At 56.0% G+C, this 22,883-nt stretch carries 25 protein-coding genes; 6 read left to right on the plus strand and 19 right to left on the minus strand.

Annotation, left to right across the window (positions count from 1 at the left end):
* Nucleotides 1–112 precede the first annotated feature (112 nt).
* The 13 genes from AAGF34_RS01180 to AAGF34_RS01240 form a co-directional block, all read right to left on the minus strand.
* Nucleotides 113–811: a transposase gene (locus tag AAGF34_RS01180; protein WP_342618810.1), complete on the minus strand. Its 699-nt coding sequence runs from the start codon at nucleotides 809–811 to the stop codon at nucleotides 113–115.
* Nucleotides 812–859: 48 nt separating this feature from the next.
* Nucleotides 860–1,327, minus strand: a complete 468-nt coding sequence (locus tag AAGF34_RS01185) for a hypothetical protein (protein ID WP_342618811.1) — start codon at nucleotides 1,325–1,327, stop codon at nucleotides 860–862.
* Between the two features lie 44 nt (nucleotides 1,328–1,371).
* The gene (locus AAGF34_RS01190; protein WP_342618812.1) at nucleotides 1,372–2,304 is read right to left on the minus strand and encodes an SAM-dependent methyltransferase; all 933 of its coding nucleotides are present in this window, start codon (nucleotides 2,302–2,304) and stop codon (nucleotides 1,372–1,374) included.
* A complete protein-coding gene (locus tag AAGF34_RS01195; protein ID WP_342618813.1) occupies nucleotides 2,301–2,882 on the minus strand; it encodes a DUF1415 domain-containing protein in 582 nt (193 codons plus the stop codon). The genes AAGF34_RS01190 and AAGF34_RS01195 overlap by 4 nt, the downstream gene beginning before the upstream one ends.
* Nucleotides 2,882–3,529: a hypothetical protein gene (locus AAGF34_RS01200; protein WP_342618814.1), complete on the minus strand. Its 648-nt coding sequence runs from the start codon at nucleotides 3,527–3,529 to the stop codon at nucleotides 2,882–2,884. The genes AAGF34_RS01195 and AAGF34_RS01200 overlap by 1 nt, the downstream gene beginning before the upstream one ends.
* A 37-nt stretch (nucleotides 3,530–3,566) precedes the next feature.
* Entirely contained in the window at nucleotides 3,567–4,808 is a 1,242-nt protein-coding gene (locus AAGF34_RS01205) for a deoxyguanosinetriphosphate triphosphohydrolase (protein WP_342618815.1), read from the minus strand.
* The gene (gene aroB / locus AAGF34_RS01210; RefSeq protein ID WP_342618816.1) at nucleotides 4,793–5,902 is read right to left on the minus strand and encodes a 3-dehydroquinate synthase; all 1,110 of its coding nucleotides are present in this window, start codon (nucleotides 5,900–5,902) and stop codon (nucleotides 4,793–4,795) included. Before aroB ends, AAGF34_RS01205 begins: the two co-directional genes overlap by 16 nt.
* 44 nt (nucleotides 5,903–5,946) lie before the next feature.
* Nucleotides 5,947–6,468: a shikimate kinase gene (locus AAGF34_RS01215; RefSeq protein ID WP_342618817.1), complete on the minus strand. Its 522-nt coding sequence runs from the start codon at nucleotides 6,466–6,468 to the stop codon at nucleotides 5,947–5,949.
* A 220-nt stretch (nucleotides 6,469–6,688) separates the two neighbouring features.
* Nucleotides 6,689–8,761, minus strand: a complete 2,073-nt coding sequence (locus tag AAGF34_RS01220; protein ID WP_342621199.1) for a type IV pilus secretin PilQ — start codon at nucleotides 8,759–8,761, stop codon at nucleotides 6,689–6,691.
* 29 nt (nucleotides 8,762–8,790) lie between these two features.
* Entirely contained in the window at nucleotides 8,791–9,333 is a 543-nt protein-coding gene (locus AAGF34_RS01225; RefSeq protein ID WP_342618818.1) for a pilus assembly protein PilP, read from the minus strand.
* A complete protein-coding gene (locus AAGF34_RS01230; protein ID WP_342618819.1) occupies nucleotides 9,330–9,998 on the minus strand; it encodes a type 4a pilus biogenesis protein PilO in 669 nt (222 codons plus the stop codon). The genes AAGF34_RS01225 and AAGF34_RS01230 overlap by 4 nt, the downstream gene beginning before the upstream one ends.
* Before the next feature lie 9 nt (nucleotides 9,999–10,007).
* Nucleotides 10,008–10,646, minus strand: coding sequence for a PilN domain-containing protein (locus AAGF34_RS01235; RefSeq protein WP_342618820.1), 639 nt, complete (start codon nucleotides 10,644–10,646; stop codon nucleotides 10,008–10,010).
* Nucleotides 10,643–11,722, minus strand: a complete 1,080-nt coding sequence (locus tag AAGF34_RS01240) for a pilus assembly protein PilM (protein ID WP_342618821.1) — start codon at nucleotides 11,720–11,722, stop codon at nucleotides 10,643–10,645. Before AAGF34_RS01240 ends, AAGF34_RS01235 begins: the two co-directional genes overlap by 4 nt.
* A 265-nt stretch (nucleotides 11,723–11,987) precedes the next feature.
* On the opposite strand from AAGF34_RS01240, the gene AAGF34_RS01245 reads away from it, so the two are divergent.
* Nucleotides 11,988–14,357 (plus strand): penicillin-binding protein 1A, encoded by a 2,370-nt coding sequence (locus AAGF34_RS01245; RefSeq protein WP_342618822.1) that lies wholly within the window; start codon nucleotides 11,988–11,990, stop codon nucleotides 14,355–14,357.
* Here the strand turns inward: AAGF34_RS01245 and cyaY are convergent, their stop codons facing one another.
* Entirely contained in the window at nucleotides 14,358–14,687 is a 330-nt protein-coding gene (gene cyaY / locus AAGF34_RS01250) for an iron donor protein CyaY (RefSeq protein WP_342618823.1), read from the minus strand. It lies immediately after the preceding gene.
* A gap of 63 nt (nucleotides 14,688–14,750) precedes the next feature.
* On the opposite strand from cyaY, the gene AAGF34_RS01255 reads away from it, so the two are divergent.
* Nucleotides 14,751–14,828 (plus strand): lipoprotein, encoded by a 78-nt coding sequence (locus AAGF34_RS01255; RefSeq protein WP_342621200.1) that lies wholly within the window; start codon nucleotides 14,751–14,753, stop codon nucleotides 14,826–14,828.
* A 7-nt stretch (nucleotides 14,829–14,835) separates the two neighbouring features.
* On the opposite strand, the gene AAGF34_RS01260 is transcribed toward AAGF34_RS01255, so the two are convergent.
* The 3 genes from AAGF34_RS01260 to AAGF34_RS01270 form a co-directional block, all read right to left on the minus strand.
* The gene (locus tag AAGF34_RS01260) at nucleotides 14,836–15,447 is read right to left on the minus strand and encodes a protein-methionine-sulfoxide reductase heme-binding subunit MsrQ (protein WP_342618824.1); all 612 of its coding nucleotides are present in this window, start codon (nucleotides 15,445–15,447) and stop codon (nucleotides 14,836–14,838) included.
* 8 nt (nucleotides 15,448–15,455) lie between these two features.
* Nucleotides 15,456–16,460 carry a protein-methionine-sulfoxide reductase catalytic subunit MsrP gene (gene msrP / locus AAGF34_RS01265; protein ID WP_342618825.1) on the minus strand — a complete coding sequence of 335 codons (1,005 nt, stop codon included), beginning with the start codon at nucleotides 16,458–16,460 and terminating at the stop codon, nucleotides 15,456–15,458.
* Nucleotides 16,461–16,686: 226 nt separating this feature from the next.
* Nucleotides 16,687–17,316, minus strand: coding sequence for a c-type cytochrome (locus AAGF34_RS01270; protein ID WP_342618826.1), 630 nt, complete (start codon nucleotides 17,314–17,316; stop codon nucleotides 16,687–16,689).
* Nucleotides 17,317–17,471: 155 nt separating this feature from the next.
* Between AAGF34_RS01270 and yihA the strand changes: the two genes are divergently transcribed.
* Nucleotides 17,472–18,116: a ribosome biogenesis GTP-binding protein YihA/YsxC gene (gene yihA / locus AAGF34_RS01275; protein ID WP_342621201.1), complete on the plus strand. Its 645-nt coding sequence runs from the start codon at nucleotides 17,472–17,474 to the stop codon at nucleotides 18,114–18,116.
* Here the strand turns inward: yihA and AAGF34_RS01280 are convergent.
* The gene (locus tag AAGF34_RS01280) at nucleotides 18,079–18,942 is read right to left on the minus strand and encodes a lipid A biosynthesis acyltransferase (protein WP_342618827.1); all 864 of its coding nucleotides are present in this window, start codon (nucleotides 18,940–18,942) and stop codon (nucleotides 18,079–18,081) included. The genes yihA and AAGF34_RS01280 overlap by 38 nt on opposite strands.
* Nucleotides 18,939–19,736 (minus strand): lysophospholipid acyltransferase family protein, encoded by a 798-nt coding sequence (locus AAGF34_RS01285; protein ID WP_342618828.1) that lies wholly within the window; start codon nucleotides 19,734–19,736, stop codon nucleotides 18,939–18,941. Before AAGF34_RS01285 ends, AAGF34_RS01280 begins: the two co-directional genes overlap by 4 nt.
* Before the next feature lie 215 nt (nucleotides 19,737–19,951).
* Here AAGF34_RS01285 and metK point away from each other — a divergent pair, with 215 nt between their 5' ends.
* From metK to AAGF34_RS01300, 3 genes are read left to right on the plus strand one after another with little or no spacing between them, the layout of a single operon-like run.
* Complete coding sequence (gene metK / locus AAGF34_RS01290) at nucleotides 19,952–21,133, plus strand: methionine adenosyltransferase (RefSeq protein WP_342618829.1); 1,182 nt, start codon at nucleotides 19,952–19,954, stop codon at nucleotides 21,131–21,133.
* 6 nt (nucleotides 21,134–21,139) lie between these two features.
* Nucleotides 21,140–22,375 carry a glycosyltransferase family 9 protein gene (locus AAGF34_RS01295; protein ID WP_342618830.1) on the plus strand — a complete coding sequence of 412 codons (1,236 nt, stop codon included), beginning with the start codon at nucleotides 21,140–21,142 and terminating at the stop codon, nucleotides 22,373–22,375.
* Nucleotides 22,372–22,866, plus strand: a complete 495-nt coding sequence (locus AAGF34_RS01300) for a GtrA family protein (RefSeq protein ID WP_342618831.1) — start codon at nucleotides 22,372–22,374, stop codon at nucleotides 22,864–22,866. The genes AAGF34_RS01295 and AAGF34_RS01300 overlap by 4 nt, the downstream gene beginning before the upstream one ends.
* Nucleotides 22,867–22,883: the final 17 nt, after the last annotated feature.

A 22,883-nucleotide genomic window follows, 5' to 3' on the forward strand; every position in this document is an offset into this window, starting at 1 on the left:
AATGCAACAAAGATGCCAAGAAGAATTAAATAGGGTCAGATTCTATTTTTAAGAATCAAATTTCCCCTCTAGATTAATTGGGGACATATAAAATCCCAATTGCCAGACTATGCTACTGTTGCTTTTTTTCTCTTGCTGGCCGCCCTGGCTGCCCTTTGGTGAGACGTCTGGAGGTCTCCTTCTGGAGCTTCTCCACAAACACGGCGTCGCCCAATGCCCAGCCCTTCAAGGTTGAGTCCGTCAGCGTCTGCTGCAGACTACTGGCAATTCCCTCTTGCACCAACGCCCCGTAAGCGGCTTCACGTGCAAACGGGGTATTACCCAGTCCCCAAAACTGTGCGTGCGGTGTAATCACCCGGTCTTGCCTTCTTCCCACGTAATGGCCGTGGCTGGACCACTCGTAGTCCGCGGCGGAGGCCGCAATTCCGGCTCTCACCGGATTGGCATCCATATAGACCATGCAAGGAAGAACGTATTTCTCCGGTTGCAAAACCGTGCAGCGGTAGCGCCCATCCCACAAAGTGCCGGTCCTAGCCTGTGCATCGTTGAAATAGCGCACATAGCGGCGACCAATTGACTGCAGCATTTGTGGCAATCCGTCGGCGGCGATCGGTGTCGCAAGCAAATGAAAGTGATTGGGCATCAGCACATAGCCGTGCACGGCCACGTCAAACTCCCGCGCGTACTCCAGCACAAGATTCAGCATGTACTGGTAATCTGAAGGTCGCAGGAATATGGGCTGACCGTTATGCCCTCTTTGGATCACGTGGTGGGGCAAGCCCGGGAAGCTCAAACGGGGCAAGCGTGCCATATCAAACGGTCCCGCAGTACGGTGGCGCCATGCCGCAGGAGCGCACGGTTACTTGGGCGCTTTGGTAACGCGCACTTTGCCGCCCGTCGTCACAATGATTACAGGGTCCCCTGCCTCCAGCTTTTCCGTACCTTTGGCTTGCACAATGGCGCGACGCTCGCCCCCTTTGAGCTGCACCAAAATTTCCAACGCTTCATCGCGCGTGGCATAGCGCTCAATCATGTTACCGGCCGCAGCTCCCGCCACACCAGCCAGCACACCCAGAACTTGCCCCTCGCGCTGCACACCACTTCCGCTGTAGCCGCCAATGGCTCCCACCACGCCACCAACCACGGCGCCAGCACCAGATTGACTGCCGTCAATGGTGACGGAACGAACCGAAAGAATCACACCGTCTTCCACCTGCGCCATGCGCTGCGCCTCACCACGCTGAACGACATCCGGACTGCTGGAAGCGCAGGCACCCAAAACCGCCGCAATGGCCACAACCACAGCAATACGAATTGCTTTTCTCATCTGGAACTCCACAAACTATTTAGAGGGGACCGCACCATAACGGTTTAAACGGCCATTTCGTTGTCTGCCTGATTGTCTGGCAGGTGTGTAAAGCGGGTGTCAAGCAGGGATTCAATCCCAAATTCCTGCAGGATTGCGCGCAATCTCTGCGCCGCGCTGCGTTTCTTTTGGCCGGTGTAGCGGGCAAGAATGAGTTCGTTCTTCATGCTGTGCTCCCACCCCACCAGCTCGGTCACCGTCACATGGTAGCCACAGGACTCCAGATACAGGCAGCGCAACACGTTGGTAATTTGGCTGCCGATCTCACGCGTATGCAAGGGATGGCGCCACAGTTCGGCCAACGGCGTTCGGGACAGTGACAGAGCCTTGCTTTGGTTCAGATGACGGGCAACCTCTGCCTGGCAGCACGGCACCAGGACCATGGCCCGGGCTCGCTTCTGCAACCCAAAGGTAATGGCATCGTCGGTTGCCGTGTCACATGCGTGCAATGCGGTAACCACATCGACGCGGTCGGGCAGTTTGCTGCTCTGGCCCGATTCGGCCACCGTGAGATTGAGAAACGACATGCGGTCAAAGCCCAGTCTGGCTGCCAATTGGGCTGACTTGTCAACCAGCTCCGCTCGTGTCTCTATTCCATAAATGTGTCCAGCCGCATGGACCTTGAAATACAGGTCATACAGAATGAATCCAAGATAGGACTTTCCTGCACCATGGTCCGCCAGACTGAAAGTCTGGTGCTTCTCCGTCTGCAGTTCATCGAGCAGTTTTTCGATGAACTGGAACAGGTGATACACCTGCTTGAGTTTGCGTCTCGAGTCCTGATTGAGCTTGCCCTCACGCGTGAGGATGTGCAATTCCTTGAGCAATTCAATCGACTGCCCCGGCCGCAGTTCCGCCGCCAAAGGATTGACTTCCAGGCCAGCTAAGGACGCCCCTTGGGATGAGCTCTTGCGGGATTGTGGTTTGGTGTGCTTCATGAGGGGTCTTCGTCGGTCGCACGCGCGGCCAAGTCCAGTGCGCCCCAACCGTCAGCGCCTAGGCGTCGCATTGTTTGCATATTGGTTTCGAATATGGCTTCAGGATTCGGGAATGCCGCCACCGCCCTATCCACACTTTCTTCACGCAACAAATGCAGCGTGGGATATGGCGCCCGATTTGTGTAATTGGTGATGTCTTCCGGATCCGTATCGGCAAACTGGTACTTGGGGTGCAAGCTGGCAATTTGCAATACGCCGTCCAGATCCAGATCGACCAGCAATTGATCAGCACGTTGCAGGAGATCATTGAACTCCAGGAAATCAGAAAATCCGTCCGGCGCAATGAGCAACGTCGTGTCCAGAATCGCCGCGTCGGTGTCAACAAGATGCAGCAATTCCCGCTTCAAGTCCGCCAGCAGGCCCTTCGCGCGCGACGCGTGGCTGACGGCATAACGTACCTGCCGTTTTACTTCGACGGATTTGGCAAATGGGCACAGGTTGAGACCAATCACTGCCCGCTGAACCCAGCGGCGCGTGTCCTCCTGCACGGTCTTATCTCTCTCTGAAATTTGAGACATTATGGAAACCTGCTTGGCTGCGCCACTATGAGCTTCGCCAATTCGTCCATCAGGTTGCTGTTGACGCGCTCCGATTCAATGGGAATTGTGAAAACCCCAAAACCCTCTGCATTGGCAACCCGAAACACCAGTTGTGCAGCATCGTGATCTGCGGTGACCATCACGCCTCCTCTCGCCTGGGTTGTGTATTCAAACCGCACGGATAGAAGACTCCTTCGCTCGGGGTGTCTATGCTCTTTGCGCTCATAAGAAACACCGGCTAGATCCAACATCCTTTGCACATTGTCCGCATCCGGCAAGAAGCTGACAATCACCGCTCCACCGACAGGAATGCCCATCTTCGGGATCATTGTCCAACCTATGGAGATCGTGTCAAAAGCTTCCTTATCCCGAAAACTCTTCTTGCGGGCATCCGCGCTGAACTTGACTAACTTCATGGCAGGCCAAGGCGTATTGCCATTCAGAATAAACCGAGGCCCTGTTGGCTCAATAACATTCAATTGCTTGGCCAATTCACGCAAGTAATGCGACACGATTTCGCATGCCGCTTCTGTCTTGACAAAGTTGACAGAAAGGTCACGCGCATTGTCTGAATTCTGATTGGTCAGCTCCGCCGCCTGTGACTTCAATTGATCCAAAAATCCCACAGGGCCTCCACTACGTTTTTCATTTTCTAGATTTCGGTCACGCCACCGTTGGAAGCACACGCCGCCCAGTAAGGCGGTGATGTTCCCTGGAAGCAAAACGATCTGTCATGCCGGCGATGTAGTCTGCCACGCTCCGCTGCAATGCGGGTCCCGCATCCCAGGTTGCGACCGTTTCCAACTGGGACCTCAGCGCGAAACCTGCTTGCATCTCCTGAGGCCTCTCACAATATGCCTCGAACAACTCACGCACCACCGTCTTGGCCTGCTCCATTGTTTGCACGACTTGCGGGTGCCGATATAGATGCGCAAACAAGAAGTGCTTGAGTTGTGAAGACCGGCTTTGCATATCCAAGTCAAACTTCACCAAGGAGCCACTTTGCCGCACATCTGCAAGCTGTTGCACGCCTGCCCTTTCAATGGCTTCTGAGGTAGCATCAATCACGTCAAACACTTGGGCGCTCAACATCAAGCGGATGCTCTCGTATACCAGACGGCGCTTTTGATTGGGTTGCCGCAAGTGGGCATGTGCAATCTGGGCCTGTTCGCAATATTCCAGGAAAAGCGGTACGTCTTGTAACTGCTCCAAAGTGATCAATCCAGAGCGAATCCCATCATCTATGTCATGGGCGTTGTACGCAATTTCATCAGCCAGATTGCATAGCTGCGCCTCAAGACTGGGGCGCGCACCGGTCAAAAAACGTTGCCCCACCCCGCCCAGGCCATCGGGGTAGCTGTGATCAGCGGCTTCCAGCAAGGTAGCGTTGACGCGCGAGCAATGCTTGAGTATCCCTTCACGTGTTTCAAAAGTCAGGTTTAGTCCGTCAAATTGCGGGTACCTTTCTTCCAGCAAGTCCACCACGCGCAAGCTTTGCAGGTTGTGTTCAAAGCCACCGAATTCAGTCATGCACTCATGCAACGCATCCTGGCCCGCATGACCAAAAGGTGTATGTCCTAAATCATGCGCCAGGGCTATGGCCTCCACCAGATCTTCATTCAGATGAAGCGAGCGGGCAATGCTACGACCGAGTTGCGCCACCTCCAGCGAGTGGGTAAGCCGTGTTCGAAAAAGATCGCCTTCATGGTTAAGAAACACTTGTGTCTTGTAAACCAGTCGCCTGAACGCCGTGGAATGCACAATGCGGTCCCTATCGCGTTGATAGTCGGTGCGCGTTGGCGCCTTGGTCTCAGGAATACGCCGTCCGCGGGTCTGTGATGGATCACACGCATACGGCGCGAGACCGGTTGCCACCGAAGAAGATTGATCTAGTGTGTGCAGCATGCATCGATCACTTCGCGCACCATTGCATCTGGCGCACCACGCACACAGGCTCTTGAAGGCCCGTCAATCAGCACGAACTTGATTTCGCCGGCATCCGACTTTTTATCCAGACGCATAAGCTGCAGATATCGCCCGGCGTTGTCCGCAGCATCCAATATTGGCCCCACAACTGGTAAACCGGCACGAACAACCAGCGCCGTCAGCCGCACGACAAAGCTCTCATCAACCAATCCCAGCCGCCTGGATAGCTCCGCCGCCATAACCATGCCGCAACCGACAGCCTCACCGTGCAGCCACGCGCCATAACCCATGCCGGCTTCAATGGCGTGACCAAACGTATGTCCAAAATTCAGAATGGCACGCAGACCGCCCTCACGCTCATCCTGTGCAACTACCCATGCCTTGATTTCGCAACTACGCCGCACAGCGTGGGTCACCGCATCCACATCGCGCGCCATCAGCAGATCCATGTTCTGCTCCAGCCATTCCATGAAGCCCATATCCGAGATCGGACCGTATTTAATGACCTCCGCCAGACCCGCACTCATTTCCCGGGCAGGAAGTGTCTTCAAGGTGTCCAGATCGCAAATCACCCGTAACGGCTGGTAGAACGCTCCAATCATGTTTTTGCCTAGGGGGTGATTGATGCCGGTTTTCCCACCCACCGAAGAATCCACCTGTGAGAGCAAGGTGGTTGGCACTTGAACAAAGGGTACGCCGCGCATGAAACTTGCGGCTGCGAATCCGGTCATGTCGCCGACGACGCCACCGCCAAGTGCCACAAGCAGGCACTTGCGATCGCAGCCGTTTTCTAAAAGCGCATCAAATATCAGGTTCAAGGTCTGCCAGCTCTTGTGCGCTTCGCCATCGGGCAACGACAAGGTAATGACCTTGGGAAATTTCGCACGCAGCAACTCTTCCAATTGCCTTGCATAAAGCGGAGCAACCGTCTCGTTGGAGACGATCAGTACCGAGGTGGCCCGTGGAAGCGCCTCCCACATGGTTTTTTCAACCATGAGATGGGAACCAATATGGATGTCGTAACTGCGCTCCGCCAAATCAATGGCGACTGTTTGGAAATTTGGCTTGCTCATAGCTCAAGTTTAGAGCTTTTGCAAAAGCTCCCTCCGGCGCAGATTTAGGGCTGTTGACCCGCGCCAGATAGCTCCAATTGCATCACGATCATGTTGACCAGCGTAGAAACAGAGGGTCGACCAGTCTCCAACACGAAATGCGCCACCTCCCGATACAGCGGATCACGTTCGGTATACAGGGTCTTGAGTTTGTGCATGGGATCTGCCACCTGTAGCAAGGGGCGGTTGGAGTCATGCCGCAAGCGGCGAAAAAGCTCTTCCGGCGTTGACTTGAGATACACCACTTGTCCGCGTTCACGCAAATGCTGCCGATTTTCAGGACGAAGTACCGCTCCGCCACCGGTGGACAGCACTTTATTGGCACCTTGGGTCAAGGTGTCCAGGACCTCCTGCTCGATGTCACGAAAGCGGGCCTCGCCTTCACGCTCAAAGAATTCACGAATGGAACAGCCGATGCGGACTTCTATCTCTTGGTCCGAATCTACAAACGGGAGCTGGAGACGTCGGGCGAGTTGTCGCCCGACGGTGGTCTTCCCAGAGCCGGGAAGACCGACTAACGAAATCACGCTAAATCATCCACTGTAGGAAAACCGTAGAGTATACGCAGGCACTTTTCCCGGATCGATGAAAACGGCACTTGGTCCATAGGTTTACCCATGTTGTTGCCCCGTTCCAACTGGAAACAAACGCATTGCGCGGGAACAATACGCAAGCAAACCTCTAGGTAGTAGAAGATACTCTTTTCGAAAAATTCAGGACCAAAGTACTTTTTCGCAATACAGATGCTTAGTTAGAAGCACTGCGGTCAGCCAATACTCTGGGGGTAATGAATACAAGCATTTCCTTTTTATTGGTGCTCTTAGTTGTTCTTTTGAATAGAGCGCCCACAAAAGGCAGGTCGCCAAAGAATGGAACCTTGTCCACGCCATCAGACTGATCCTCCGTAAAGATGCCACCAATCACGATGGTTCCACCATTTTCAACAAGTGCCTGCGTCTGTATATGTTTGGTGTCAATGGCGTAGCCAGCGCTTGTAAGCTGCCCGACCGTATCCTTGTTCACATCCAAAGTAAGAATAATGCTGCCTTCAGGTGTGATTTGTGGAGTCACTTCCAGCTTCAGATTGGCCTTGCGGAATTGAATACTTGTGGCACCACTCGAAGAAGCAACTTGATACGGCAATTCAGTACCTTGCTCAATCAGCGCTTTTGTCTGGTCGGCCGTTACAACGCGCGGGCTCGAGATGACCTTGCCTTTGCCATCGGACTCCATGGCTGAAATTTCCAAATTCAGGAATCGATTGGCAGACGCATTGAATATTGACAACGCAAAAGTTCCAGCAGCCGTGCCTGCCACTGGCAAATTCACGGCGCTCGACGTTGCATCCACAGTTCCACCGGCTCCGCTCGCCGCAACTGCATTGCTGTAATTATTTCCAAAGGCAACACTGTCGGCGCCATTGAATTGAGAGCTACCTCCAGTCGCCCCCAGACGAACGCCAAGGGCTTTGCTGAAGGTGTCAGAAGCTTCCACAATTCTCGCTTCAATCACCACTTGGCGAACTGCAACGTCCAGCTTTGCAAGCAAGTCCTGGACTTGTTCCAGGCGGCTGGGAATATCGGTGACGAACAATTGGTTCGTACGAGGCTCCGCTATTACGCTTCCCCTGGTGCTCAAAATACGGGCTGTAACGGAACCCGACGCCGAGGCCCCAGCCCCGCTGATTTGCGTAGCGATATCCGCCGCTTTAGCAAAGTTGATTTGGAACGACTGCGTCTTCACCGGTTCCAGATTCTGAACTGCAGTCATGGACTCCAGATCCAGCTTTTCCTTGGCGGCAATTTCATCCTTTGGAGCAACCCAGATCACGTTACCACTCTTGCGCATGCCCAAATTTTTGGCTTGCAAGATGATGTCCAGTGCCTGATCCCAAGGAACGTCCTGCAAACGCAACGTCACTGATCCGTTCACACTGTCCGAAGTAACAATATTGAAGTTGGTGAAGTCGGCTATGACCTGCAGCAGCGAACGCACTTCGATACTCTGGAAATTCAGGGACAGCTTCTGACCGTTATAACCAATACCTTGGGTCAACTTCTTGGGGTCTACCTTAACCTCTTTGACCTCAACTACGAACTGTTCATCGTTTTGATAGGCCGAGTGCTCCCAAAGCCCTTGCGGCTCAATGACCATACGCACCCGGTCCCCGACTTGCGTAGTGGTAACCGTTTTGACGGGGGTACCAAAGTCGCCAACATCCATGCGACGACGCAGCCCTTCGGAGAGCGATGTCTTCATGAATTCAACAACCAATGCCTTGCCTTGCTGACGAATGTCCACACCCACATTGCTGTTGGGCAAAGTGACAACCACGCGACCGGAACCATCTGCCGAGCGGCGGAAGTCCACATCCTTCAATGCCTGTACATCGCGTGTACGGTTTTCTGCAAATGTAGAGGTCGCTGTAGCGCTCTTGGCGCTGGCACTGCTGGGGTCCAGCACGACCAACAAAGATTTGCCCTTGATTTCCGCCTTGTATGTCGTTGCCTGTTTCAAATTCAGAACCACACGGGTTCTCTCACCAGCCTGCACAACGCTGACAGACTTCAGATTGCCCTCATTGACCTCAATGGAAGATCGACCCATTGCATTGGTGATCCCAGGAAAGTCCAACGCAATGCGAGCGGGCGACTGAATGGTAAAACCTGTAGGAACTGAGTCGAGCGCCTTTGACAAGTCGATTCGCACATACTCCACCCCGCTTTGCATGGAGCCGGTCACCGATTCAATTGCATTCTGAGCCCAGCACAAAGGAGCAAGCGTCATCAAGGACAGTGCAAAGAAGATACGACGCCACATGTAAGACCCTAACCCAAAATTATTGATATTCATTTGGACCTCTCCTGCAACTGGAGCGTTGCAACGCGTTCAATCCATTCGCCAACCGCATCCTGCACGATTTCCCGAAGAGTGACCTCTGTTTCCGTGATTTTTGTAACACGACCAAAATTCAGTCCCAAATAGTTTCCAAGTTTGACTTGATACAGCAAGTTGTCGACTTTAACCAAGGCAACCGGCTGCCCAGCCTTGATGATGCTTCCAACCAATGCCATGGAGTCCAAAGGAAAGGCCTCCAACGCTTCTTTACGCCGGGCCAGCTCAGGTGCGACAAGGCTCGCATTGGTGGAAGACTGCGATGAGTCCCGTTTGAGTGCCTGCGTGAGCTTCAGATTGCTGAACGGATCCACCGCCGTCGTATTGGCATATGGTTCAGGTATGAACTGCTTAGGCGGCTGAATGGGGGGAACGTGTGGCTTGGTCTGATTGTGCTCCTGCACCATCCAGGCTCGAACATCATCTTCTTTGGACGAACCACAGCCTACCAGTGCAAACCCGGCAATTAACAACAAAGTAATATGAGCGTGCTTCATTTTTTCTTGGGCCCTGAAGCGTTTCTCTGCGCCTTAACCTCATCATCATCAAGGTATCGGAAGGTTTTGGCCGTGGAATCCATCGCAAGCGCCCCATCCGCCTTGGGGGAAATCGTCAGATTGTTCAGCGTAACAATGCGGGACAAATTGGCAATATCCGAAGCGAATGCGCCTATATCGTGGTACCTGCCCGTCACTTTCAGAGCAATCGGCAGCTCAGCGTAATACTCCTTCACGGCCACCTGACCAGGGCGGAACAGATCAAACTGGAGGCTGCGGCCCAACCCGGCCTGGTTGATATCGGACAGCAAAGCATCCATTTCCGCCTTGCTGGGCAACTGCTTTTCGAGCTGCGTCACATACTGCTGCACCTGTTCGCGCTGCTTCTTCAGCACATCAAGATTGACCGCCTTAGCCAACTTGACTTTGTAATCTTCACGAAGCTTGACCTCTTTAGCTTGCTCTTCTTGCAACGCATCTTGCGAGCCACTCAGCCATACGAACCACAAAACAACCAGCACCACCAATGTTGTTACGCAAAAAAGCGCATACCGCGGAATGGAAGGCCAAACGGACGGATCGCGAGGGTCCAAATTGGAAAACTGGCTCTTCAGATTGTCCTGAAACGCCTGAAAGTCAATCGAAGGTAATGATTTGGTAGCCATGGCTTTATGCTATTTCTTCACAGGAGAAGAAGCTGCCGCCGCTGGCGCAGATGCGCCGGCAGCAGGCGCTACCGCCTTTTCTGCTTCGCTCGAACGCATGAGGCGCACCTTGATAACAAAATTGGACACTCGCTTTTGTTCTTTGGTCGGAAGCGTGATACTTCCAGCCACAATTTCAATCAATTCAGGCTTGCTGAACCAAGGCGTATTGCTTCCCAGATTGCGTAACAGTTCCGCTACGCGTTCGTTGGACTGCGCCGTACCGGTCAATGTGACCGACTGGTCCACCTGAACCATTTTGGACACAAAAATTCCGTCAGGAAGTTGTTTTACCAACTCGGTCAACAAGTGAACCGGCAAATTGCGGTCAGACTGCAGATCCTCAACCGCCTGTTGGCGCGCCTTCAACGCAGCGATTTCCCCCTCTAAGCCGGCGATCTCCTTGATCTGCCCTTCCAGTTTGGTAATTTCACTCGCAATGATTTGATTTGAATTTTGCTGCGCAGATATCTCGGACTCGTACCAAAGGAAAATGGTACCTGCAATCAGCCCACCCAACAAGGCTGATCCAGCCAATGAAACATTGAATATGTCGCGCCGCCGTTTACGCGCGGCCTCCCTGTGCGGAAGCAGGTTAATCAGAATCACTGGGTAAACCTCCGCAAGGCCAGGCCACAGGCGGTCAGATAGGACGGCGCCTCACGGGTCATTTTCTTGAGACGCACGCCACTTCCTATTTCCATTCCATCAAATGGATTCAAAAGTGTGCACGGAAAGGATGTGTGCTGGGTCACTGCTGCAGTCAATCCAGGCAATGCCGCAGAGCCACCCGCCAGCATGATGTAGTCCACCTTGTTGTGTGGCGTGCTGGTAAAGAAAAATTGCAATGCCCGCCCCAATTCTTGAACCATCGTCTCAATAAACGGATTCAGTACAGCAGACTCATAGTCCTCGGGTAGCTCGCCACTGCGCTTCTTGGCCTCGGCCTCTTCCGCAGAAAAACCATACTGCCTCACAATTTGTTGCGTGAGCTGCGCGCCACCAAAGGCCTGGTCTCGGTCGTACAGCACGTCTTCATCACGCATAACTTGCATGCTGGTGGTAAGCGACCCCAACTCAAACAATGCCACGATCTGGCCCTTACCTTGATCAGGAAGGTTCTCAATCAGTCGATTGGTTGCCATCCGTGACGCATAGGATTCCACATCAACCACGACGGCAGTCAATCCGGCTGCCTCTGCCAGCCCCTGTACGTCCTGCACCTTTTCGCGCCGAGATGCTGCAATGAGGACCTCTACATCGCCGGCTGAAGTTGAACTGGGCCCCATGACGCAAAAGTCCAGGCTGACCTCATCCAGCGGAAAGGGAATGTACTGGTTGGCTTCCGTTTCAACCTGCAATTCGAGGTCAGAGTCAGACATGCCTCCAGGAAGAATGATCTTCTTGGTAATTACCGCAGAGGGTGGCAATGCCATAGCCACGTTGCGGGTCTTGGTGCCGCTCTTCTTGACCAGTCGCCTGATGGCGTCCGCAACTTCGTCGAACTTTTCGATATTGCCGTCGGCGATCCAGCCTCGCTCCAGAGGCTCAATGGCACATCGTTCCAATACCAGGTTGCCCGCCTTGTCACGACCCAATTCGACCAGTTTCACACCAGACGTGCTTACGTCAAGCCCGATCAAAGGCGCAGGTTGACGACTAAAAAGCGACCCCAATGAGATCAAAACTGTCCCCTGAAACAGACCAGCTACATGCCAGTCCTACTTAAGAATTCACTTCAATGCTATCAGCAAGCCCGTTGTCCGGCAAAGGTTTTTTAATTCTGACCTCCGGTCGAGCGTTGTCAAAAGCAGACGATATATACAGGTATCTCCCAAAAAATGAACATTCATCAGGTGCTTTGCGGCGCCCATGCCAAGATACCGGTCGACCCGCGCCTGAACTTTACATGCATTTTTATAATGTGACGGCGACAACCCACCTTCTTTTATGCCCTCCACCTCCCCACCTTCCGAACCGTCCAAGGCGGCATCCCCTGCGAAAAAGAAAACCATGCATTGGGGGTTGAAGGTGCTGCTGTGGGCATCCGGCTTGGGTCTCGCTGCCGTGCTCAGCGGTTTGATCGTGTTGGCCATTGCGTTGTCAGTCGCTTTTCCCAACCTGCCGGACATTTCTGATCTGTCGGACTATCGTCCCAAACTGCCATTGCGAATCTACTCGGCGGAAGGTGACCTGCTCGGGGAATTTGGAGAAGAACGGCGCAATCTGGCCCCCATCAAGGACATCCCCAAGGTCATGTCCAACGCAGTTCTGGCCATTGAAGACGCCCGCTTCTACCAACACGGCGGTGTCGATTACATGGGCGTGATCCGCGCTGGCTTGGCCAACGTCGGACGGGCGAAGAGCCAAGGCGCGTCAACCATCACCATGCAGGTGGCGCGCAATGTCTATCTTTCCTCGGAGAAGACTTTCACCCGCAAGATTTACGAAATTCTGCTCACCTTCAAGCTGGAACACATGCTCAGCAAGGACCAGATTCTGGAAATCTACATGAACCAGATCTTCCTGGGGAACCGTGCCTACGGCTTTGCGGCTGCGTCGGAAACCTACTTTGGCAAGCCACTGAAAGACATAACCATCGCCGAGGCAGCCATGCTGGCCGGACTGCCTAAGGCACCGTCCGCCTACAACCCCATCAGCAATCCACGGCGTGCTCGTTCACGCCAGCTCTACATCATTGACCGGATGCTGGAGAACGGCTTCATTACGCAAGCGGAAGCCGAAGCCGCCAAAGCGCAGGAAATCAAGGTCAAAAGCGGGGCCGACAGCAACAAGATCCACGCCGAGTACATCGCCGAAATGGTGCGCCAGCTCATGTACAACCAGTATGGCGATGAGACCTACACCCGCGGCCTCAACGTTCAAACGACCATCCATTCCGACGAGCAGGACGCCGCCTACAAGGCGCTACGCAAAGGCATCATGGACTTTGAGCGTCGCCAGATCTATCGTGGCCCGGAAAAGTTCATCACCCTTCCCACAACGCAGCAGGACATCGAAGACGCCGTAGATGACGCGCTGGACGAACATCCCGACAACGGCGACGTCATGTCGGCCGTAGTCATTGAAGCGGACCCCAAACACATCAAAGCCATGCGCACGGCAGGTGAAACCCTGGAAATCACGGGGGATGGCCTCAAACCCGCGCAGTCCGGCCTTTCCGACAAGGCGCCGCCCAATATCAAGTTGCGCCCCGGCGCTGTGATCCGCGTGGCGAAAACTGCCAAAGGCGGCTGGGAAATCACCCAACTACCCGAAGTGGAAGGTGCGTTTGTAGCCGTAGACCCCCGGGACGGCTCTATCCGTGCGCTTGTAGGCGGCTTTGACTTTGCCAAGAACAAGTTCAACCACGTAACCCAGGCTTGGCGTCAGCCAGGCTCCAGCTTCAAACCGTTCATTTACTCCGCGGCGCTGGAAAAGGGTTTCACGCCTTCCACGGTCATCAACGATGCACCGTTGTTTTTCGATGCAGGAACAACCGGCGGCCAACCCTGGGAGCCCAAGAACTACGATGGGACCTTTGAAGGGCCCATGACGCTACGCCGTGCACTGGCAAAGTCCAAGAACATGGTCTCCATCCAGATTCTGCAGTCCATTGGCACCCAATACGCGCAAGAGTGGATCACCAACTTCGGTTTTGATGCGGACAAGCATCCGCCCTACCTGACCATGGCGCTGGGCGCGGGCTCGGTCACCCCCATGCAGATGGCTGGGGCCTATTCCGTCTTTGCCAACGGTGGCTACCGGGTCAACCCCTGGCTGGTAACCAAAATCAGTGAGCAGCGCGGCAAGGTTCTGGTGAACACCCCCCCGGTGGTTCTGGATGAGTCACAGCGCACCATAGAAGCGCGCAATGCGTTCCTGATGACCAGTCTCCTGCAGGAAGTCACCCGTTCCGGTACCGCAGCACGCGCGCAGGCCACCTTGAAACGACCCGATATCTACGGAAAGACCGGCACCACCAACGACTCCATGGACGCTTGGTTTGCCGGCTACCAGGCCACCATCACGGCCGTAACCTGGATTGGCTACGACACACCACGCAAGTTGGGCGACCGGGAAACCGGCGGCGGCTTGAGCCTGCCCGTGTGGATCTCTTTCATGGAGACCGCCCTCAAAGGTGTGCCCGTGATGGAGCCGACTGCGCCCGAAGGCATCACACGGGTAGGCGGCGAGTGGTACTTTGAAGAATTCGCCAAAGGCAATGGCGTGTCCGGCCTCAATGCAGGAGAGAAGTCAGAGCCTGCTCAGGTCCCTACCGATGAAAAGAAGAAGATCATTGATCTGTTCAAGAACTGATCAGGCGGTGAATTCCAGCTTCTGGCCAGACTGGACACTGGCCTGACGCGACAACTGTGCGAAGAACTCGCCTTGCCCCTTGGTGTCCTGCCATTGGTCATCCAGCCACCGGTAGTGGTAGCCACCCGCCTTTGCCGCCATCCATATTTCATGCAATGGCTTTTGCAAATTGATGACAATCTGGCTCCTGTTGGCAAAGGTCATCGTCACCATGTCACCCACGCGCTGGTTGTCGATATCTGCATCGCCTTCGTCGTTCATGCGATCACAACATTCCTCCACGGCTTTGAGCAGGGCTTCGGCTTGATCCAGGAATTCGAGGTCAGTCATTACAATTTGGCGATGTTGAAAGCAAAGCAAATTCTAGCCACCCTGATAGTCCTTGGTGTGTGCATGTTGAATCTGGCGGGTTGCGGGCAGACCGGCCCTTTGTACTTGCCCACACCACCAGCGGCCTCGACGGCCAAATAAACAGCGGCTACGACTGCTGCAAGCGGCGCAACAAACGCCAGCCGAGCAACACCGACAGTACCGCCGCATATACCGCCACTTCGGCAAAGTTGTTTTTGCCCGCACGCATCCAGAAGAAATGCAGTATGGCCAATCCGGCCACGCAATAGGCCGCACGATGCAGCACTTGCCAACGCCTGGCCCCAATGGCCTTGATGGCGCGATTGAAGGAAGTCAATGCCAATGGCGTGAGCAACACAAATGCGCTGAAACCCACCAATATGAAGGGACGCTTGGCTATGTCCTTGGCAATATCGGGCAGCTCAAAGCCCATATCGAACCAGGCGTAGGCCAGCAGATGCAGCGACGCGTAGAAATACACAAACAGCCCCGCCATGCGTCGCATGCGGGCCAAGCCCGTCACGCCTGAAACGGTACGCAACGGCGTGACCGCCAGCACAATGCACAGGGCACGCAAGGTCCAGTCTCCCGTTGCCCGCACCAAGGCCTCAGCAGGATTTGCTCCCAATTGGTCTGCAACGGCGCCCCAAACCAGCCACGCAACAGGCAGGACGGACACCACAAACCAAACAGGCTTGGCCACAGCGCTGGAAAGCCAGCGGTTCAGCATGACACGCATGAACAGACTCAGTAGTACTTCTTCAGGTCCATGCCGGCATACAGCTGACCCACTTGTGCCTCATAACCATTGAACATCAACGTCTTGCGCTTCTTGGCAAACAGTCCGTCTTCTCCGATACGGCGCTCCGTGGCTTGGCTCCAGCGCGGATGATCCACAGTCGGATTGACGTTGGAGTAGAAGCCGTATTCATTGGCCGCTGCCTTGTTCCAGGCAGTACCGGGCTGCTTTTCAACAAAACGGATCTTCACGATGCTCTTGCCGCTCTTGAAGCCGTATTTCCAGGGCACCACCGCACGTACCGGCGCACCGCTCTGGTTGGGCAGCACTTCGCCGTACATACCGAAGGTGAGAAGCGTTAGCGGATGCATGGCCTCGTCCAGACGCAGTCCTTCCGCATAGGGCCAATCCAGAATCCGTGAGCCCACAAACGGCATGGTTTTGGGGTCGGCCAGGCTGATGAATTCCACGTATTTGGCACTCCCCAATGGCTCCACCTTGCGAATCAACTCCGACAGGGAATAGCCAATCCACGGGATGACCATGGACCACCCCTCCACGCAACGTAGACGATAGATGCGCTCCTCCAGCGGGCTGAGCTTGAGCAAGTCTTCCAGCGCAAACTTGCCCGGTTTCTTGATAAGGCCTTCCACTTCCACCGTCCAGGGCGAGGTCTTGAGCGTGTGTGCATTGGCAGCGGGGTCGGATTTGTCCGTGCCGAATTCGTAAAAGTTGTTGTACCCGCTGGCGTCCTTGTAGGGCGTAACCTTTTCCATGGTCAGAGCCCCTTCTACCTTGGATGCCTGGGTATTCAGTGCAGCCAATTTGCCCAGGCGACTGCCCCAGGCCGAATCCGCAAACGCTTCACGCGCGGTCCACGACGCCAGCCCCGCGCCTGCAGCCCACGCGGCAGCGCCCTTGAGCAGTTCGCGTCTACGTGTATAGATTGCCTGGGGCGTGATTTCACTCGCTACGAGGTGATTGAAACCATTGTCTTGAGATTTGATGAGCATGGAGAAAAGTCCTTGTTTCGCGTTGGTCTGACAATGGCGTCGCTTCTTACAGCTTTCCCCAATTTCATGGGCCCTAGGCAAACCGGTGCGCCAAGCTAACACAAGCGGAAAAAGTCATCCTCCGCCCAGGTTATTTCACAAAAGAAAAGGCGGACTCCTTTCGGAGCCCGCCTTTTCAGACAATCTATGCAGGTCAGCGCTCATAGGCGCATAACCTGCAGCAGGATTAACGCAGTCCGGCGATGTAGTCGCTTACGGCCTTGATTTCGCGGTCATTCATCTTCGCTGCAACGCCCGACATCTGGGCGCTGTTCTTGCGAACACCATCACGGAACGCAGTCAGCTGAGCCACGGCGTAGTCCGCATGCTGGCCGGCCAGACGTGGGAACTGTGCAGGAATACCGGCGCCATTGGGGCTGTGGCAGCCAGCACAAGCAGGAACCTGGCGATCGGCAATACCACCGCGGTAGATGCGCTCGCCCAACGTGACCAAGTCCTTTTCCTTGGAGAAGCCAGGCTTGGACGCCTTGGTTGTCACCCAGTAGGCAATGTTCTTCATGTCTTCTTCGGACAGAGCCGATGCCATGCCCTTCATGACGGCGTTGGCACGCTTGTCGGACTTGAATTCGGTCAATTGCTTGACGATGTATTCAGGATGCTGTTGCGCCAGCTTTGGATATGTGGGTGTGCCGGAATTGCCATCAGCACCGTGGCAGGCGGCGCAAACGGCGCCGAAGCTCGCTTCACCCTTAGCCAAGTCCGGCTTGAATTTGGCAGGTGCAGCCTCAGTGGCCACAGCTGAGAAAGAGGATGCGGCAACAAAGCCAGCGATGAGCAAATGGGCAATCAACTTCATAGTGGGGTGGTTTCTGAGAAGCAAAACTGCTCGCATTCTACAATGCGGCTTCGGGTTTACCTTATCGATCAATGACCACCCCTCCAAACCCAAGCCGCTCCGCTGGCACCGTCCCCCCTCAAACACCTCCAGAAAAGTCTGCGGCTGCGGTAGCCATGGGCTGGTTGCATACCGCCAAATTCCTGACGACAGCGCCCCAATTGCACTTCCTGCCCGCACTGGATGTGCCGGAAATCGCATTTGTGGGTCGATCCAACGCAGGCAAGTCCACCTGCATCAATACCCTGACGCAGCAAAAACAATTGGCCTTTGCTTCGAAAAAGCCGGGGCGCACCCAGCACATCAACCTGTTCTCGCTTGGCAAGCAAGGTGTGATGGATGCGGTGCTGACCGATCTCCCCGGCTATGGCTATGCAGCCGTGCCCAAGCAGGACAAGATCCGTTGGCAGCAGGTCATGGCCAACTATCTGGTTTCGCGCAAGAATCTGATGGGTATCGTGCTGATGTGCGACCCCCGCCATGGCATGACCGAGCTGGACGAAGTGCTGCTGGAAGTCATCCGTCCGCGCGTGGAAGAGGGACTGAAGTTCCTGATCGTCCTGACCAAGGCCGACAAACTGACCCGCACCGAGGCTGCCAAAGTGCTCTCCATTACCAAGCTGCAAGCGGGCGGAGGAGAAGTCAAACTGTTCTCTGCCACCAAGCGCCAGGGCATAGAAGACGTGGCACAACTGCTATGGCAATGGGCCCACCCCAAGGCGCCTAGTACGGAGGCAGCTCCCCCGCCGGCCGATCCTTGAACCGCTTGTGTACCCAGTAATACTGGGCGGGCATGGTGTCTATATAGGCTTGCAACCGCTGATTCATCAGCGCGGTGTCGGCCGTTGCGTCCGCCGTTGGGAAACCGACCCACGCCGGCAATATCTCGATGTCATAGCCTTGCGGTGTCATTCGGGCCAACACCGGAACCACCTTGGCCCGGCTTAGCCTGGCAAAGCGCGACAGGGATGGAACGGTTGCCGCCGGCACGCCATAAAAAGGCACAAACACCGAGTCCTCTGGCCCGAAATTCATGTCCGGCAGCAAATAGAGCGGGTCACCGGCCTTGAGCGCCGCCACGATGGGTTTGACGCCATCGATGCGACCAAACAGACGCGCGTTCCCAAAGCGTTTGCGCCCTTGCAATATCCAGGCATCCGCTACTGTATTGGCCTGATTGGTATAGATGGTGGTGAAGTGACGAGGCAATTGCCGCGTAATGGCTGTCCAGCCAGCATCCAGTCCGACAAAGTGCGGAGCAAAAATAACCGTGGGCATTTCGCCTAGCAGTTCTTCGGTGTGGCCGATGATGCGCAGGCGCTTGTCCAGCCGAGACTCCTCACCGTGCCAGAGCCAGCCCCTGTCCAACCATGCCTGGGCGAAATACACGAAGGTGCTGCGGCTGCACGCACGAACCTGCACCTCGCTCCAGTCTGGAAAGCACAGACGCAGATTGGTCTGTACCACACGTCTGCGTGAGCCCACGGTCCAATACAACAACCACCCCAACCCCGCCCCCAAAGCGCGCACCCAGGACAGCGGAAGCACCGCAATCCATTGCAGCAGCGTCAACGTCCATTGCGTCACGACTCGGTGCTCCGGGGCGTCTTGTACCGTGCATAACCCCACAGGTACTGCGATGGAAGTTGGCAAATCAAGCGCTCCATGGACTGGTTGATTTGCCCTGCCGCGATCTGCATGTCACTGGAGAGGACCTCTGCCATCGGGGAGACGTGCACCACAAAACCGCGGCCCCAAGACAGTCTCTCGCACCAGGCGACCAGCACGGTTGCTCCGGTTTGCAGGGCCAAACGTGCCGAAAGCGTCATGGTGTACGCGTTCTTGCCAAAAAATGGTGCCCATACGCCCATGCCTTCGGGAGGAACTTGGTCTGGCAACAACCCTATGCAGCGCCCGGACTTCAAGGCCTTGATGAGTTGCTTCACGCCAGCCAGCGTGGTGGGTGCAGTGAGCAAACCGGGGCGCTGGCGCGCCGCGCCCACCACGGCCTGCAGCCAGGCCTTGCGCGGGGGCCGGAACAGCACGGTCATGGGTTTGCCGTGAATACCAAAGGCTGCGGCGTAAGCCTGGGCAGACACCTCAAAACAACCTAAGTGCGGCGTCAGAAAAACGATACCGCGCTGCAGCTCCAACGCGGCTTTTACATGCTCTTTACCATCCCAGAAGATGGGTACATCGGAGCCCATCCAGAGCCGTGGCAGTTCGGCGACCATCTTCCCGGACTCGCCTACCGCCTTTCGCCATTGAGCCCCCGGAACCCTTGCCAGCGCAGCGTTTTCCAGGAAACGGCGACGGTAAGTTGACGATGCCAGAAACGCGATCCAGCCCATGGCCCAGCCCAGGCCGTGCAGCAGCCACAAGGGCCCATGCGATAAGAGTCTGAATACTGAAGTCATTGCTGAGATAAAATGGCGCGTGTCGCTGAGTTACAGAACTACTTGCAGGGCGACATGCACTGTGGCTTTTCTTTCGGGATCGCCATTGTGCCCTGCCAATTTGGCCAATCTGCTAAAGCGTTCGCTGCAAGCCCAAAAGCCCAAGCAACGCAACTTGTTGAACTTTTGGAGAACTTTTTATGGCGAACGACTTCCTCTTCACTTCCGAATCCGTATCCGAAGGCCACCCCGACAAGGTTGCCGACCAGATTTCCGACGCGATTCTCGACGCAATCTTCAAGCAGGACCCGCGCAGCCGTGTGGCCGCCGAGACGCTGACCAACACCGGTCTGGTCGTGCTGGCAGGTGAAATCACCACCAATGCACACGTCGACTACATCCAGGTCGCGCGCGACACCATCAAGCGCATCGGCTACGACAACACCGAGTACGGTATCGACTACAAGGGTTGCGCCGTGCTCGTGGCCTACGACAAGCAGTCCAACGACATCGCCCAAGGTGTGGACCATGCCTCCGACGACCATCTCAACATCGGCGCCGGCGACCAGGGACTGATGTTTGGCTACGCCTGCAACGAAACGCCCGAGCTGATGCCTGCGCCCATCCACTACGCCCACCGCCTGATGGAGCGCCAGGCCCAGTTGCGCAAGGATGGCCGCCTGCCTTTCCTGCGTCCCGATGCCAAGAGCCAGGTGACCATGCGCTACGTGGACGGCAAGCCCCACAGCATCGACACCGTGGTGCTGTCCACCCAGCACAGCCCGGACCAGTCCGAAACCTCCACCAAGATGAAGGCCAGCTTCACCGAAGCCATCATCGAGGAAATCATCAAGCCGGTTCTGCCCAAGGAATGGCTGAAGGACACCAAGTACCTGATCAACCCCACCGGCCGTTTCGTCATCGGCGGCCCGCAAGGTGACTGCGGCTTGACTGGCCGCAAGATCATCGTCGACACCTATGGCGGCGCCTGCCCGCACGGCGGTGGCGCGTTCTCCGGCAAGGACCCATCCAAGGTGGACCGTTCTGCTGCCTACGCTGCACGCTATGTCGCCAAAAACGTGGTGGCAGCCGGACTGGCGCGCCAGTGCCAGGTTCAGGTGGCCTACGCCATCGGCGTGGCCCGCCCCATGAACGTGACGGTCTACACCGAAGGCACGGGCGTGATCCCCGACGAGCAGATCGCCAAGCTGGTCAACGAACACTTCGACCTGCGTCCCAAGGGCATCATCCAGATGCTGGACCTGCTGCGCCCCATCTACGAAAAGACGGCTGCCTACGGCCACTTTGGTCGCGAAGAGCCCGAGTTCACCTGGGAACGCACTGACAAGGCCGCGGCACTGCGCGCAGCGGCGGGCCTGTAAACGGCCATGAAACTGCAGACACAACGCTTCATCGACCGCTGGGTTGGCCAGCTGCTGTGCGGGCTTGTGTCTGCCTGGGTGTGTTTCACAGGATTTTTCTCCGGTCCGGTAAAACCGGTCCGGAGCCCAAAAAACATTCTGGTGATCCTGCTCTCCGAAATGGGGAGCATCGTGCTGGCCGGCCCCATGTTTGCGCAGATCCGCCGTCAGTACCCGGGCGTGAACGTCCACATCCTGCAGCTCAAGAAGAATCAGGAAGTCTCCAAGCTGCTGCAACTGACCGAACCGCAGTACCTGCACAGCCTGGACGACAGCTCCGGTGCTTCCCTGATCAGCGACATCCTGTCCGTCAGCGGCAAGATGCGTAGCCTCGGTCTGGATGCGGTCATCGACTGTGAGTTGTTTTCGCGCGTAAGCGCCCTGCTGTCTTTCACCACCGGAGCGCCGGTGCGGGTCGGCTTTACGCCGCATACCCAAGAGGGTCTGTACCGCGGCAGCTTCATCAACCACGCCATTCCCTACAACCCCTACCAGCACATCAGCAAGCAATTTCTGTCGCTGGTGGACGCGCTGGAGTCCGCCGGTAGCGTTCCGCGCAACAAGGCTGCGGCGATACGCGCCCTGCCCCCCGAAACCGAGCTGAGCGTCGATTTTTCCGCCGCGGAGTTGCAGACCTACCAGGCACAAGTGCACCGCGACCACCCGGTCACAACGCAACGTCCTCTGGTGCTGATGTATGCCGGTGGCGGCATCCTGCCCGAGCGCGCCTGGCCGGCCTCGCATTACGCACGTGTGGCACAAGGCTTGTGTGGCAAGGGCTATGCCGTGGGCCTGATCGGACTGAAGGACGATGCCCAATTGGCCAAGGACCTGCTGGCGCAAATCCAGAGCGACGCCTGCCTGGACCTCACCGGCTACACCCGCAGCATCCGCGAGTTGCTGATGCTGTTCCACTCTGCCCGTTTGCTCATCACCAATGATGGCGGTCCTGGCCACTTCGCCACCCTCACCCCGATCCAGACCATGGTGTTTTTCGGGCCGGAGACCGGTAAGCTGTACGGCCCGTTGGGCAACCGCAATCTGGTACTGGAGAGTGGCATTGCCTGCTCCCCCTGCCTTACCGCCTACAACCATCGCCTGACCTTCTGCGACGGCGATAACCAGTGCCTCAAACGCATAGCGCCCGATCCGGTACTGGACCAGGCTTTGCAATTTCTACAGGGCACCGCCCTTTCTTCATGAGCGATGCATCTCCCTTGCGGCGGGGCGCACTCGCTCTGCTGCGCTGGCTGGAAAAATTCCGCTACATCAAATTCGGCATCGTCGGTGCCAGTGGCACGGTGGTCAATCTGCTGGTGCTGCATTTCGGCCACGAGTACCTGTTCACGGCCATGGAGCCGCCCGGCAGCAAACCCTATGCCTCGCTGGCCTTTGCCATTGCGGTTGCGACGCTCAACAACTTCACCTGGAACCGGCTGTGGACATGGTCTGATCGCGTCAAGGCTGCAGAACTGGCCCACCTGGAAGACACCGAACAGTTGCACGTCAACCAGTTGACCCGGGAATTCGGCAAATACGCAGCCGCCTCCGCTTTTGGCAGTGCACTGCAATACGTGCTGACCCTGGTGCTGACCGGCTACATGGATTACCGCCTGGCCAACGTCATTGCCATCGTGGTGGCCAGTGTGAGCAACTTCCTGGCCAATGACTATTGGACGTTCAAGCGTCGCTGAAGCACACTGAAGGCAAT

Source organism: Rhodoferax sp. GW822-FHT02A01 (assembly GCF_038784515.1).
Classification (GTDB): Bacteria; Pseudomonadota; Gammaproteobacteria; order Burkholderiales; family Burkholderiaceae_C; genus Allorhodoferax.